The sequence below is a fragment of the Devosia sp. P2_G7 genome, from assembly GCF_056403495.1.
This window is the reverse complement of sequence record NZ_JBFUFI010000003.1, coordinates 1-13,631: the sequence shown is the minus strand read 5'-3', so window position 1 is coordinate 13,631 and position 13,631 is coordinate 1. Positions and strand designations below refer to the sequence as shown.

Annotated in this window: 14 protein-coding genes; 10 read left to right on the top strand and 4 right to left on the bottom strand. The window is 61.7% G+C overall.

Features of this window, described 5'->3' with window-relative positions; all coding sequences use genetic code 11:
* Positions 1–233 precede the first annotated feature (233 nt).
* The 5 genes from AC1DWU_RS06055 to AC1DWU_RS06035 all read left to right on the top strand — a co-directional run bounded on the left by AC1DWU_RS06055 (position 234) and on the right by AC1DWU_RS06035 (position 6,936).
* Positions 234–1,451 (top strand): ROK family transcriptional regulator, encoded by a 1,218-nt coding sequence (locus AC1DWU_RS06055; RefSeq protein WP_477149084.1) that lies wholly within the window; start codon positions 234–236, stop codon positions 1,449–1,451.
* A gap of 78 nt (positions 1,452–1,529) precedes the next feature.
* On the top strand, positions 1,530–2,870 hold the full coding sequence (locus tag AC1DWU_RS06050; protein ID WP_477149083.1) for an ABC transporter substrate-binding protein: 1,341 nt from the start codon (positions 1,530–1,532) through the stop codon (positions 2,868–2,870).
* Positions 2,871–3,040: 170 nt separating this feature from the next.
* Entirely contained in the window at positions 3,041–3,868 is an 828-nt protein-coding gene (locus tag AC1DWU_RS06045) for a carbohydrate ABC transporter permease (RefSeq protein WP_477149082.1), read from the top strand.
* Positions 3,868–4,770, top strand: coding sequence for a carbohydrate ABC transporter permease (locus AC1DWU_RS06040; protein WP_477149081.1), 903 nt, complete (start codon positions 3,868–3,870; stop codon positions 4,768–4,770). The genes AC1DWU_RS06045 and AC1DWU_RS06040 overlap by 1 nt, the downstream gene beginning before the upstream one ends.
* A gap of 24 nt (positions 4,771–4,794) precedes the next feature.
* Positions 4,795–6,936: a beta-galactosidase gene (locus AC1DWU_RS06035; RefSeq protein ID WP_477149080.1), complete on the top strand. Its 2,142-nt coding sequence runs from the start codon at positions 4,795–4,797 to the stop codon at positions 6,934–6,936.
* Positions 6,937–7,234: 298 nt separating this feature from the next.
* Here AC1DWU_RS06035 and AC1DWU_RS06030 read toward each other — a convergent pair whose 3' ends face one another.
* Positions 7,235–8,185, bottom strand: coding sequence for a LysR family transcriptional regulator (locus tag AC1DWU_RS06030; protein ID WP_477149079.1), 951 nt, complete (start codon positions 8,183–8,185; stop codon positions 7,235–7,237).
* A gap of 347 nt (positions 8,186–8,532) precedes the next feature.
* Between AC1DWU_RS06030 and AC1DWU_RS06025 the strand changes: the two genes are divergently transcribed.
* Positions 8,533–9,051, top strand: coding sequence for a DUF924 family protein (locus tag AC1DWU_RS06025; protein WP_477149407.1), 519 nt, complete (start codon positions 8,533–8,535; stop codon positions 9,049–9,051).
* Between the two features lie 23 nt (positions 9,052–9,074).
* A complete protein-coding gene (locus tag AC1DWU_RS06020; protein ID WP_477149078.1) occupies positions 9,075–9,344 on the top strand; it encodes an antibiotic biosynthesis monooxygenase family protein in 270 nt (89 codons plus the stop codon).
* Between the two features lie 132 nt (positions 9,345–9,476).
* Here AC1DWU_RS06020 and AC1DWU_RS06015 read toward each other — a convergent pair whose 3' ends face one another.
* Entirely contained in the window at positions 9,477–10,295 is an 819-nt protein-coding gene (locus AC1DWU_RS06015) for a hypothetical protein (RefSeq protein ID WP_477149077.1), read from the bottom strand.
* Positions 10,296–10,402: 107 nt separating this feature from the next.
* Between AC1DWU_RS06015 and AC1DWU_RS06010 the strand changes: the two genes are divergently transcribed.
* Positions 10,403–10,582: a hypothetical protein gene (locus AC1DWU_RS06010; RefSeq protein ID WP_477149076.1), complete on the top strand. Its 180-nt coding sequence runs from the start codon at positions 10,403–10,405 to the stop codon at positions 10,580–10,582.
* Between the two features lie 89 nt (positions 10,583–10,671).
* The gene (gene ku / locus AC1DWU_RS06005) at positions 10,672–11,496 is read left to right on the top strand and encodes a non-homologous end joining protein Ku (protein ID WP_477149075.1); all 825 of its coding nucleotides are present in this window, start codon (positions 10,672–10,674) and stop codon (positions 11,494–11,496) included.
* Here ku (AC1DWU_RS06005) and ku (AC1DWU_RS06000) read toward each other — a convergent pair.
* On the bottom strand, positions 11,493–12,362 hold the full coding sequence (gene ku / locus AC1DWU_RS06000; RefSeq protein ID WP_477149074.1) for a non-homologous end joining protein Ku: 870 nt from the start codon (positions 12,360–12,362) through the stop codon (positions 11,493–11,495). The genes ku (AC1DWU_RS06005) and ku (AC1DWU_RS06000) overlap by 4 nt on opposite strands.
* 145 nt (positions 12,363–12,507) lie before the next feature.
* Here ku (AC1DWU_RS06000) and AC1DWU_RS05995 point away from each other — a divergent pair, with 145 nt between their 5' ends.
* On the top strand, positions 12,508–13,137 hold the full coding sequence (locus AC1DWU_RS05995; protein ID WP_477149073.1) for a hypothetical protein: 630 nt from the start codon (positions 12,508–12,510) through the stop codon (positions 13,135–13,137).
* 278 nt (positions 13,138–13,415) lie between these two features.
* Here AC1DWU_RS05995 and AC1DWU_RS05990 read toward each other — a convergent pair.
* Positions 13,416–13,631: hypothetical protein (locus AC1DWU_RS05990; RefSeq protein ID WP_477149072.1), on the bottom strand; the 216-nt coding region annotated here is incomplete at its 5' end.

Below are 13,631 nucleotides of genomic sequence, written 5' to 3'. Positions count from 1 at the left end.
GCACCAATGTCCGCTTTGCGCCAAAAGCGGTCATAGATGTTGGTTCCGCCAAAGGCGGAGTCAGTTATTTGCACGTTCAAACGCAGTGACCAAGGAGGGCTTGGACGCCACGCCGCGGATCGTCGCAACCGTCGAACGGGCTACCGCGGTAGCTTTCACTGCGGAGCGACTGACGTTCGGCGTCATCAGAAAAAGGCGGACTCTGGCACGGTTCTGGTCTATGCCGACGCTCGTTGCCGGTCCGCCGGCCTTTTGCAACTGGTCTATCAATGAAGCGCCAGCCCACGACGTCGAGCCTGTTGCGCCGACTCAATCGTTCGGCCGTAGTGGATTTAATCCGCACCGAAGGAGTGGCATCACCTTCGAGTATCGCCCAGCGGCTGAACATCAGCATGCCCACAGTAATGCGCGTAATCGAGGATCTGATCGCCGAAGATTTGGTCGCCTATGACGGCTTCGACGAAACGTCGCGAGGCCGGCCGCGTGCGCGCATCAAGTTTCGCGGTGCGGCGCATGCGATCATCGGCATCGAGGCCGGCAAGGGCGAATTCTACGGCGCCGTGGCCAATCTGGAAGGCGTCGTGCAGACAGAAATGCACGAGACGGCCGACGATTATGGCGAGCGCAATTTCGAAAAGCTGGTGGGCCTGATCCGCAGGCTGATGGCGGCCCCCCGCCCGCGCGGCCAGACCATTCGCGGCATCGGCATTGGCCTGCCCTCGATCGTCCGGCAGCCGGAGGGCGAAGTGGTGCTGACGCTCGGGCTCGGCTGGCGCGACATGCCGTTGCGGGCGCGACTCCGCGAGCATTTTCAGATGCCCATCGTCGTGGAGAACGGTCGCAACCTCGCCGCCGTAGGCGAATGGGGATTCGGGGCCGGGCGTGGCGCCGACAGCGTCGTGAGCCTCTCGATCGGGCCGGGTGCCGGCGCGGGCGTCGTGATCGACGGCAAGCTCTATGGCGGGCACTCGCATGCGGCGGGCGAACTCGGCTGGTATCTCGATGACCCCCTCCTCACCGGGCGGCCGTTCGAACATCTGGGCGACAAGCAATCGCTGCGCTTTTTCGGCATCCCCGAACAGGCGACCAAGATGCTCGAAGAGGCCAACACGCAGTATGCGGCGGGGAAGCTCACCCTGGCTGACGTCACCGACCGGGAGCCGGGCAAAATCGCGCCAGTCGTGACCGAACTACTCGACTACGCGACCATGGCGGTGGGCAGTGTTGCTGCCTTCATGAACCCCGAAATCATCGTACTGGCGGGCCGGGTCGTCGGCGGCGGTGATCTGGTGCTCGATGTGCTGCGGCATCGCCTCAAAGGCAATGTGTACGACCCGCCGCGCCTCGTGATAGGCGCGCTGGGGCACCGCGACATCGTGCTTGGAGCGGTGCGCCTAGTGCTCGATGCGACCACGCTCAACCCTGCCAACAGCCTCGCGATGGCCGACTGAAGATCAATCGTTCGCGATTGACATCGACGGAATCTCGGCATTAAGTTTCTAACTGAAAGAAAAAATGCGCCCTACGCCGTGTGGGAGCGCATCTTTCGTGGGAGGACTTCAATGACGAAGATTTTCAATCCGCTTGGGCGGACGATGCAGCGTCGTGACTTCTTGAAAGTTGCGGGTGCTGGGCTCGCGGTTGCGGCCCTGCCGGCGGCAGTGCGGGCGCAGGAGCCCGTGAAGGTGGTGCTGTGGTCGTGGGTGCCGGATCTCCAGCTTCAGGTCGATATGTTCAACGCCGCGCATCCGGGCATCCAGGTCGAACTCGTGAATGCCGGCCAGGGCGACCCGGAGTATCAGGCGGTCCGTGCGGGCCTGCAGGGGGGCAGCGGCCTGCCCGACGTCGTGCAAATCGAATTTCAGCACCTCGAGAGCTTCCGCCAGTTGGACGCTTTCGCCGACATCGGCCAGTGGGCAAACCCGCACAAGGCGGAGTTCCCAGAAGGCACATGGAGCCAACTCGGCAAGGGCGATGTGGTCAACGCCATGCCGCAGGATACCGGTCCCATGGCGATGCTCTATCGCAAGGACGTCTTCGACAAGCATGGGATCACGCCGCCCACGACCTGGGCCGAGTTTGCCGATGCGGCCAAGAAGCTGCATGCGGCGGATCCCAATGTCTACCTGACGGACGCGCTGTTCAGCTCAGGCGACTGGGTCAATGCTCTGCTGTGGCCGATGGGCTGGAAGCCGGTCAGCCGCGATGGCGACAAGCTCGTGATCAACATCAACGACAAGATTTCTAAGGACTTCGCCGCCTATTGGCAGGACCTTATTTCCGCCGGTGTCATCGAGACCAAGCCGGGCTTCAACAATGAGTGGTACACCGGCCTCGACTCGGGCCGCTATGCCACCTGGCTCACCGCGGGCTGGGGTCCGGTGTTCCTGACCTCGTTCGCCAAGACCAGCGCGGGCCAGTGGCGTGCCGCCGATCTGCCGCAGTGGGACGCGAGCAAGTTCGCGACCGGCGCTTGGGGTGGCTCATCACTGGCCGTGCTGAAAGCGACCCAGCATCTGCCTGAGGCCGCCGAAGTCGCGATCTGGCTGTGCAGGGATCCCGAAGCCACAAAGCTCTACACCACCAAGCAATTCTTCTTCCCCACCACCAACGCGCTGCTGTCGAGCCCGGAATGGGCGGGCAACAAGATGGATTTCTACGGCGGACAGGAAGTGAACAAGGTGTTCGCCAAGTCGTCGAATGCTGTGACGCCGTTTGAATGGAGCCCGTTCCAGAGCTTCTTGTACCAGTCGATGTCTGATGAATTCGGCGCCTCGCTCAGCGGTAACGGCACTCTGTCGGATGCGTTCGACCGTATCCAGGACGCCGTGGTCACCTACGCGAAGGAACAAGGCTTTACCGTAGCCTAAGTTCTCCCGGGCAACGGCCGGGCGCGCCTGATCGGCGCGCCCGATCTCTTCATCTTGCCGGACGGGGGACCATGGCAATGTCGAATACGCCAGCCGCTACGACGCACCCAGCGCGATCGGGCGGTTTTACGTCACGAAAGCTCGCGCCCTATCTCTTCTTGGCGCCATTCTTGCTGCTGTTCATCGCCTTCATCGTCGCGCCACTTGTGTATGCGTTCTACATGAGCCTGTTCCGCGACACGCTTGTCGGTGGCCGACAGTTTGCCGCTACCGCGGCCTATATCAAGGTGGCGGGCGACGCGAAGTTCTGGGGCGGCGTCTGGAACCTCGTTATCTTCGGGATCGTCCAGGTGCCGATCATGCTGGGTCTCGCTCTGCTGTTCGCCATCGTGCTCGATCGTGGCCAGATCTATGCCAAGGGCGTCTTCCGGCTCGGCTTCTTCCTCCCGTACGCCGTGCCGAGCGTAATCGCGACGATCATCTGGGGTTATCTTTACGGCCCTACCTTCGGCCCGTTCACGCAGATGGCCAAGGCGTTCAACCTGCCACCGCCGGACTTCCTGTCGCCGGGCGCGATGATCTTCTCGTTGGCCAATATCGCGACGTGGGAATATGTCGGCTATAATATGGTGATCTATTACGCCGCGCTGAAGGCGATCCCGTCGGACCTCGCCGAGGCCTCGCGGATAGATGGCGCCTCGCCCTGGCAATTTGCGCGGCTCATCCAGCTGCCGCTGCTGTGGCCGGCGATCCTGCTCACCATCATCTTTTCGATCAATGGCACACTGCAGCTGTTCAATGAGCCGTATTTGATGCGCGCGCTCGCCAGAAACACCATCAATTCGAGCTACACGCCGAACCTCTATGCCTATTCGCTGGCGACTCAGAACCAGCAGTATGGCTATGCAGCCGCCGTCTCATTCGTGCTTGGCATCGTGATCGCCGGTGCCTCCTACATCTTCACCCTGATCACCAACCGCCGTCGGCCGGAGCAATGATGACTGCGACCACCGACATCGCCACTTTCGAAGTTGCCAGGCGCCTGCCCGGCGAACGGCAGCGCTCTCGGATCATGCTCACGCTGCTGTTGTCACTGTTCCTCGTCTACAGCCTCGCGCCGCTGCTCTACCTGGTCCTATCGGCAACCAAAACAAATGGCGACCTGTTCGCCACGTTCGGCTTCGGCTTCGGCACCGAGTTCAACCTCTGGCAGAATCTGGTCGATCTGTTCTCGCGCGACAATGGCATGTTCCTGCGTTGGATGGGCAACAGCGTGCTCTACTCGACCATTTCGGGGGCAGGTGCGGCGCTGCTGGCAACAGCGGCGGGCTACGCGTTCGCGAAGTTCAAGTTCCGCGGCCGAAATCTGACCTTTGGGCTCGTGCTGGGCGCGGTGTTTGTCCCGCAGACGGCCCTAGTGGTGCCGATCTTCCTGCTGCTGGCGCTTTCGGGTCTCAGCGACAATCCCCTGGGCGTGATCCTGCCCTCGATGATCTCGCCGATCGGTGTCTATCTGATGCGCGTCTATATCGAACAGGGCGTCGATGACGAACTGCTCGACGCCGCGCGTATCGATGGCGCCGGCGAGTTCATGATCTTCCGCGCCATCGTGCTTCGGCTGGTGGCGCCGGGCATGGTGACCGTGGCGCTGCTCTCGTTCGTCGGGACCTGGAACAACTACTTCCTGCCGCTGATCGTCCTGCGCTCGCAGGAGTATCAGCCGATCACGGTGGGCCTTGCGACCTGGTATCAACTCGCGCAGCAGGGCGGTGGCGGCGGACAGGTGCTGTTCTCGATCGTCATCACCGGCGCGCTGGTCAGCATCATCCCGGTCATCGTGGTGTTCCTGCTGCTGCAGCGGTTCTGGCAGGGCGGCCTCACCGCCGGCGCCATCAAATAGACTATCGCCTGGAGTTTTCCGACTATGACGACTGCCTCGAAATCCGCGCCGCTCTCTGTCTGGCGGCCGATCGCGACCGACACTTTCCTCGTCGGTGCCCCACATTACCCGGAGCATGTCGATGAGAGCTATTGGCAGCGCGACGCCGACCGCATGGCAGCCGCGGGCTTCAACGCGGTGCGACTTGCGGAATTCGCCTGGCACATTCTAGAGCCGCATGAGGGGGCGTTCGATTTCGATTTGTTCGACCGGGCCATAGATGTGCTGGGCAAAGCCGGCATCAAGACCATCATGTGCACGCCGACGGCGACGCCCCCGCGCTGGCTGACGGCGCGCTATCCCGAAGTATTGCGCGTCGATGCCAATGGCCGCGCCATGAGCCATGGTTCGCGCCAGCACGCCAATCTTGCGAGCGGAGTGTTCCGCGAGCATTCGAAGCGCATCACTAAGGCGATGGCCGAGCATTATCGCGGCAATTCGCACATCATCGGCTGGCAGACGGACAACGAGCTCAACACTTCCGGGTCGCTGTCCTACGGACCGGTAACGCTGCTCGAGTTCCAGGCCTTCCTTAAGGACAAGTACAAGACTATCGCCGCGCTCAACGATGCGTGGGGCGGGCATTTCTGGGCCACCGCCTACGACGATTTCGATCAGGTGGTGCTGCCCTTCGACTACGCCCCTGCCCCGGTCGGGCCGACCCATGTGGTCGACTATCACCGCTTCCTCGCCTTCGTCACGGCGCGGTTCCAGCACGATCAGGTGCTGATCCTGCGCGCCACCAATTCCGACTGGTTCGTTTTCCACAATCTGGGCCGCATCGACGACATCGACTTCCGTGGCGAGTTCTCGACCGATCTCGATTTCCTCGGCTTCGATATCTACCCGTATCTTGATGACGAGAAGCAGCGTGTCGGCGGCGTCGGCGAAGCGCAGGCGCTTCAACTCGATATCTGCCGCGGCTTCACCGGCAATTTCATTGTGCCCGAGCAGCAATCTGGCTTCGGCGCACAGCCGAACTTTTCGACACTGACGCCCGAACCCGGCGAGATGCGCCGCATGGCCTACACCTCGGTGGCGCGCGGCGCCGATGGCGTGATGTTCTTCCGCTGGCGGCCGGCACATTTCGGCGCCGAGATCTACTGGATGGGCATCATCGATCACGACGACATCCCTCGCCGCCGCTATGACGAGGCCAAGCAGTTTGCGGGTGAGGTTACGGCGCTCAAAGACAAGATCCTTGGCACCCATGTGCGCATGGATTTGGGCATCGCCGGATCAGATTTCGACAATCAGGAGATGCACCGCTCCTACCCCATCGGCCTGCCGAGCCCGCAGGACGATGCGACGCTTCTGCATCGCTATTGCTACCGGCACAACATCGCCTGCGGCTTCATCCATCCAGAGGACGATCTGTCGAAACTCAAGGCACTCTATGTGCCGCATTGGCTGAAATGGACCGATGCGTGGACGGCGCGCATCGAGGCCTTCGCCAAGGCCGGTGGAACGGTGATCCTCGGCGGTCGCACCGGATCGCGCGACGTCAACAACCACGTCATCCGCGAGACCTCGCCGGGCAAGACGCTCTCGGCGCTGGCCGGTATCACGGTCGAGGAGTTCGGACGTTTGACGCCGGTCGGCGGCGATGGGCTTTTCGCGCATGGCGGTCGCTTCGGCGCCAACTCGGTCCGCGAAAAGCTGCCGGCGACTTCGGCGAGCCGCCAATATGAGCTCAAGATCGGGAATGCGCAGGTGACGGCGGCGCATCTTTACGAGCTGCTTAACGTCGCCCCCGGCACCAGGGTAATCGGCCGCTGGGCGAACCGCTTCGCCGAGGGCGTGGCCGCAATGACCTCCCGTAGGGTCGGCAAGGGCCAGGTGATCTACCTAGGCACGTACCTCAGCGATGCTCTGGTCGAGGTGCTGGCCGATCAAGTGCTGGCGCCCGCCGGTATTGTGCCGCTCATCGCCGACATGCCGGCCGGCGTCGAAGCGACCATCCGCGAGAGCAAGGACCGCCGCCTGCTTTTCATCCTCAATACGATGGGTGAGCTGGCAAGCATCGGTAATGTGCCTGCGGGCAAGAACTTGCTCGGCGACGGCAAAGTACGCGGCGGTAAGCTGTCGCTGCCGGCCTATGGATGCAGCATCATCGAACTCGACTAGGATGCCTGGGCGCACTGACCGAAGGAGGGCGACACGAGGGAGTTGATCGGAGTGCCTCGTACGGGGCGGAGTTGCCCAGTTCTCGACGGCCGCTTTGGGCCAGAAGTGGCTCCGGTCATCCATCGGCGGTAGGTGCGCTGCTCGTCAGGCGTCCCCTGTTGTAAACAGTCTACCACCAGCCCCACCCTGCCTTCCCTCGGACGGTCGCCGACGTCCGCTGTGCGCCACAAGTGGTCGCTCAGAAAGCTATTGGGCGACGGCTCTGCAAATCTGTCGAGGCGAGGACGGCTGGCAACGCTCACGCGGCGACGGTTTCCATGACGAGCTGCTCGATCCGGCCGACGAGCCAGGCGAGCCCGACGTCCATCAGCGCTACGCGCGGCACAACGAGGCTCACCTGGCTTGGCGGCCCGTGATTGAACGGCAGGGGTGCTGTGGCCAGCCCGAAGCGATCGGAGAGGGTCGCGATGAGCCGCTTAGGCATGGAGCCGATGAGGTCCGACTCCGCGATCGTAGCCAGCGCCACGACGAAAAGCGGCACGGTAAGTTGCACGCGGCGCGACCGGCCGAGCGATGCCAGAACTTCGCCGGTATAGCTCGCGGGGTCGGCACGGCCCGAGACGACCACGTGGTTGGCCGCGCAATAGGCATCGAGCGTGGGCTCTGCAAGGAACGGATGCCCCTTGCGCGCAACGACGACGAATTCGTCGGTGTAGAGCGGTCGGGCGACGAAGCGTGACGGCACCTCACCAAAGGTGATCGCCGCGATATCGACGCGCCGGGCGTCCAGTTCCTCGAACACCGGATCCCACGGCCGCAGCTGTGCGGGATCGGGCATGAGTTGGCGTGTGCCAATATCGATGCCCGGCGCCTTGGCCGCGAGCTCGGCGAGCAGCATCGGCAGCGGCACGATGGCGCTACCGTCCGGCGAGCCGATGATGAACCGGCGCCGTGAGGTCAGCGGATCGAACGGTTCTGCCGTGGCCATGACGCGCCGCACGCGCCCGAGAATATCGGCCACCGGCTCAGCCAGGGTCAGCGCCCGCTCGGTGGCGACCACACCCTTGGGCGTCTTCAGGAACAGTGGATCGTTCAGTTGCGAACGCAGCCGGCCGAGCCCGTGACTGACCGCCGAGGGCGACAAATTGAGCCGCAGGGCAGCTCGCCCCACGTTGAGTTCATCGAGCACGACCTCGAAAAGCACCAGCAGGTTCAGATCGATACGAGAGAGATCAATTTCATGCAGCATAATACTGAAATCATATCACTGGCTTCAGTATACGGCAATCTGGCAATCAGACGACCGCGGGTTGGGCGATCAACTGGAACCTAACGAATGTACAAGAACCTGATGCTTGTCGGCGATCGCATCGCGACGCGAGACTATGTCTCCCGTCCCGACGTCGCCGCTCCCAAGCGGCCTCGCCGCCCTGCATGCAAGCTAGCCAAGCAGGAAGCGCTCTCAGACGTGGAATTGTTCCTCCGCAACGGAGGGTTCTCAGGATGATGGCCTTCCGCCAAGCGCTCGCGCTGAGAAAAACCCCCGCGGACGTCGCCACCCGGCCATACCCGGATATTCCTGGTGACGCGGCCGCGATGGTCGAGTTCTGGAAGGAATCCGGGCCCGGACTTTGGTTCGCCAAGGACACAGCCTTCGACGAACGGTTTCGATCCCGCTTCCTCGGCCTGCACGAGATGGCCGCGCGCGATGAGCTGGCCGACTGGGCAGATGCGCCCTATGGCGCACTTGCCCTGGTACTGTTGCTCGACCAATTCCCGCGCAACGCCTTCCGCGGCACGCCGTGCATGTACACCACCGACCCCCTCGCGCGACACGTGGCGACCGCGGCAGTTGACTGGGGATACGACCTCGCGGTGGAAGCTGCGCTGCGCATGTTTTTCTACCTGCCCTTCGCGCACTCGGAGGACATGGTCGACCAGGACCGCTCGGTGCGACTCAGTTGGCACCTCGGCCCGCCCCATTCGGTCCGAGCGCAGCACCACCGCGAGATCATCCAGCGCTTCGGGCGCTTCCCGCACCGCAACGCCATCCTCGGCCGGCCGACGACCGACGAGGAGCAGGCCTTTCTCGATGCCGGCGGCTTTGCCGGCTGACACTACCAACACGGAGTAACAAGATGGCCATCATGATGATCGCCGAAATCGCCGGCCAGACGCCGGCAGGCTATGAAGCAACGCTCAAGGCGGTCTCGGAAGCGATGAAGAGCGCCCCCGGCTTTCTGATGCACAGCGCGCACCAGACCGAGACCGGCTGGCGTGTGATCGAGGTATGGGAGGCCAGGGAGAACTCGACGCAGTTCTTTGCGACCCACGTTGCACCGAGCCTGCCGGCGGGCATTCACCCCAAGGTGACGTTCCAGCCGCTTCACGCGGTGGTAACGCCCTAGCCCCGACCCGAAAGGGTCCGAGCAAATGCCCGGGCCTTTTCAAATTCGTGTGTCCGGAGGCGTCCCGGCGCGTAGTACAGTATGCCAGGCCAGCGGCGGGCCGACGATGTCGATTCAATCAAGTAGCATTTTTCAGTCGTTGATCATCGTGTCGGGTCGTTGCCTCCCGAATGAGGTCCGCTTAGCGCCAATACCGGCCGTCCCCCGAGCGCTTCGCCCGGGATCGGTGGGAAAAATCCGGTTGTTCACGATGCGAATGGCACCGCCGGTTGTGACTTGGCGCTCGGCAGCGGCGTTCATATAGACTACGCGGCCATACCGCGCAGTGAGGAAAACACCTGCGACAAGAACATCAAGCGTCCCTTCCAGCATCCCCGACCTCAGGGCCTTGATATCGAGCACATCGGAGATCGTGAGTGCGCGGCAGACATGCGGTGAGAGTAGCTTGAACAGGCCGATCTCGATCTGTTGGTAATGCCGAGCATTCTCGCCCCTGGAGGCGTGCATCGAGGCCACACGGCCCCCGGTTCTCAACGCCGGAAACCAGATCATATCCAGCAGTCCGAACGGCTTTAGTACTTCTCTATGGAACCGACTTTCGAGTAACTCGAGGCCTTCCATAGAGAGGGCGCTAACGTGGCCGATTTTCGCGACGACATCCGCTGCTGCCATCGGACTTTCTGCGTATTGGCTTCCCAACTTTTCAAGAAATTCTGGCTGGTATCCGAACACAAAAAACTGATCATTTTGCATATGTCGCTTATCATGCACACATATTCCACCTCCTGTGCTCTCACACAGATCGGCAATCATTCGGCAAGTGTCGGGCCATCGATGAGGATCGAGCGCACAGTCATATATCGCGCTGATCGTGTCCGACAACGCGCTGATGGAGACTCCGTTCAAGCCGATCACGTTGAACCCCTTCGACCAGCTGATGCTGTCGATCAAGCGCCTAGAAATAGAACTATTACGAATAGCCAATCCGCTTGAGATACTTTTACTTTCCCCGTAACTATCGTTTCAGGGAAGGGAACCCCGGTCAATCGGCAATCGGCTTGGCCAAGCCCGATGCCATGCCGGTGACCCTCACGACGCCCGAAGAGATCGAAAGCTGGATGACAGCGCCGAGGGAGAAGGCCCAACAACTGGAGCGCGCCCTACCGCCGGGACTTCGCGTAGTGTCGATCGGGCCGAAGGAAGACCCGCCCGCTCCGCCCGAGCCGTCCCCGTTCTAGCGCACCACCCGCAACCCGCCGTTCCCATCCCGGACAGTCGGAACAACAGTCCCCATCAAGCGTTGCCCCGTGGTTTGATGGAGGTGATTATGGCAGTTCGTCCATACTGGAAAGGCTATCTGAAGTTGTCTCTTGTAACGTGTGCGGTGACGCTCTCCCCGGCAACGACCGAGGGCAATCGCGTTCGTTTTCACACACTGAACCGTACCACGGGAGATCGGATCTACACGCGATATGTCGACGCCGAGACCGGCAAGACCGTCGATGACGATCACCAGGTGAAAGCCTACGAGAAAGCAGAAGACGAGTACGTCATCCTGGAGGACGAGGAGTTGGACGCTGTGAAGCTCGACAGCGTCCGTACGATCGACATCGACGAATTCGTCGAGGCCGACACCGTGGAGTGGACCTACTTCGATACCCCGTATTTCGTGGTGCCGGCCGACGAGGTGGGCGAAGAGGCCTTTTCCGTCATTCGCGAGGCGATGGCTGAACAGAATGTGATGGGAATCTCGCGCCTCGTACTCGGCAATCGCGAGCGCGCCGTGATGCTGCAGCCTTGGGACACTGGCATATTGCTCTGGACGCTCCGCTTCGGCGACGAAGTGCGCGACGAAGACGAGTATTTCGAGAAGGTCGACGAAGCAAAGCCCGACAAAAAAATGCTGGCGATGGTCGAGAAGATCATCGAGGAGCGCACAGCCGCCTGGAACAAGGATATGGTCAAGGATCCCGTGCAGGCGAAGCTGAAAGAGATCATCAAGGCCAAGGAGTCCCCCAAGCGGAAGTCGAAGCCTGCCAAGACGGACGCTGAACCTGAGACCGAGGCCCCTACCAACGTCATCAACCTGATGGCTGCCTTGAAGAAGAGCCTCGAGAACAAGCCGGCTCAGAACGCCAAGGGCGGTCGTTAACCCGCCTTCCGCCGGGCTGGGGCGGCTTTTCTCGGCGGGGCCGTTTTCTTCGCCTTCGACTTGCCGACAGACCGACGTGGCGCCGCCTCGCCCTTGGCGCCGGCGCTCAGCCGTAGCGCTTCGAGCAGGTCGTTCTTCTTGGTTGGCTCGGGCGGACGAAGCGGCACAATCGTCTTGCCGTTGATCTTGGCCTGCACCAGGTCAGCCAAGGCCTGCTCGTAGCGGTCGTCGAACTTGCTCGGGTCGAACTCGCCAGCCTTCGTCTGAAGGATATGCTTGGCTAGGTCCAGCATTTCGGGCTCGATTTTCCTCTTCTTGATTTCCTTAAAGGCGTCGGAAGCCGATCGGACCTCGTAGTCGAAGTTTAGCGTAGTTGCGATCAATCCATCGTGGTGCGCGCGGATCAGAACCGGCCTGAGCCGTCGGAATAATACAGCATGCGCGATCGCCGCGACCTTTCGCTGTCGCAGAGCTTCGCGGATCAGGACGAAGGTTTCGTTCCCGATGTCGGTGGTTGGCAGCAGGTAATAGGGCTTGTCGAAATACGTGGGCTCGATCTTGTTGCAGGCAATGAAGCGGTCGACGGTGAGAGCTTTGTCACTGTTCGGCACGGCAGCGGCGATTTCCTCAGGCTCCAGCACCACGTATTGGCCGTCGCTGGTTTCATAGCCCTTCACCTGATCGTCGTGCTCGACCGGCTTGTCCGTTTTCTCGTCCACATAGAGCCGCTTGAGCCGATTTCCGGTGCTGCGATTGACTATGTGCAACGAGATGCGTTCGGACTGCGATGCCGCTGCGTACATCGAGACCGGACACACGATCTCAGCGATTTTGATAACACCCTTCCAGATTGCTCGAGCTGCCAATTCGCGACCTCCGTCTGTGATCGGACAACGGCCGGGAAGCGCCCATGTTCCCTCTCGTATGGACTGAACCAACTGTGAACGGCGATCGCCTGGGGACCGTGGCTGTCTCATTGTAGCAGCGCCCGGGAGGTCCTACCTGAAGCGCATGGGCACGAAAGCAAATATCGCCGCGGAGTTGATCGAGGTTTGGACGCTGCCTTCTGCCGCCAGGCTGGGCTCATCGATCCGATCTCAGGGCATCTACCTTGAGATTCGCGCCCATCTACCTGTGGCGATCCGAAAGTCACTTACGGTGAAGATGGGAGAACTCACGCTCCATATGGCTGAAGGCGCATCCAAGCAGTTTTCGGCAGCGTCGGCGATTGTCTCCAAGGCACTTGAGGGCATCGAGAGCCGACCGGTGATCCCGCGCGAGATCGAAGATATCTTGGGGATCTCCACCACCGAGAGGCATCGATGGCTTAAGGACGGTCGGCTACCGAGCGCTGGGACACGCACGGTAAAACTTCGCGGCCGCGCCAAGAAGGTAACCTTCCACGTTTTCGACCCTCGTGTGGTCGAGGACATCCTAGATAGTGGACTGATCGACGCTTGGCGCGAGGACGACGCTGTGAAAGCCGCTGAAAACCGGCGCAAAGCCGCTTGGAAGGCGAAGCTCACGCGAGCCCGCAAGAATGATACCGAGCGATCGCACCGATCGGACAGCCCAGCCGACGAAGATCGATTCAAGCTTCGCGGCTGGACGGAGTTCGAACGCGACGGACTGTTGCGCTGAGACCGCCAGCAACGCGGCTAGCGCACTGCCCTCAATCGCCCTTCCCAATCCCGGTCGGCCGCGGGCGAGCCGGCCGACCCAATTCCGAAGAGCCGCGCAAAGCTGCGGGTCAGGAGTCTTCAGCTGCTGCGGCGGTCTCCGTTTCGGCTCCAAGAAGAGCAATCTTCGCTCGTTGGCTGTCCGCCCACAGGCTCTATCGTCTAACACTCCAGCCCTTCGTAGTCGTCGTGATTCCTCGCGTTAGCCGCCGATACTGGTTCTTGCGGAGGCGGGGTTGATCAATGGGCTGGCAGTTGCGCGCGGAAGGTGAGGTTCCACCCGTTCAAAAGCGACATGCCGCCGAGATATGGCCGGCGATGACGCACAATCGCCGGATCGACGGCCTGGGCATCACGACTGCTGGAGACTCTGGGCTCGGGTACCGCTTCGGCAACCACACGCTTGAGGGCGTAACCATGGGAGTGGGCATCGATTTCGTCGGCCCCTCGATACTG

What these genes read in the sequence shown, in the direction of transcription:
- ku (WP_477149075.1), top strand. Translation starts at nt 10,672, where the DNA reads ATGGCAGTTCGTCCATACTGGAAAGGCTATCTGAAGTTGTCTCTTGTA.
- AC1DWU_RS06030 (WP_477149079.1), bottom strand. Translation starts at nt 8,185, where the DNA reads ATGCTGCATGAAATTGATCTCTCTCGTATCGATCTGAACCTGCTGGTG.
- AC1DWU_RS06020 (WP_477149078.1), top strand. Translation starts at nt 9,075, where the DNA reads ATGGCCATCATGATGATCGCCGAAATCGCCGGCCAGACGCCGGCAGGC.
- AC1DWU_RS06025 (WP_477149407.1), top strand. Translation starts at nt 8,533, where the DNA reads ATGGTCGAGTTCTGGAAGGAATCCGGGCCCGGACTTTGGTTCGCCAAG.
- AC1DWU_RS05995 (WP_477149073.1), top strand. Translation starts at nt 12,508, where the DNA reads ATGGGCACGAAAGCAAATATCGCCGCGGAGTTGATCGAGGTTTGGACG.
- AC1DWU_RS06035 (WP_477149080.1), top strand. Translation starts at nt 4,795, where the DNA reads ATGACGACTGCCTCGAAATCCGCGCCGCTCTCTGTCTGGCGGCCGATC.
- AC1DWU_RS06040 (WP_477149081.1), top strand. Translation starts at nt 3,868, where the DNA reads ATGACTGCGACCACCGACATCGCCACTTTCGAAGTTGCCAGGCGCCTG.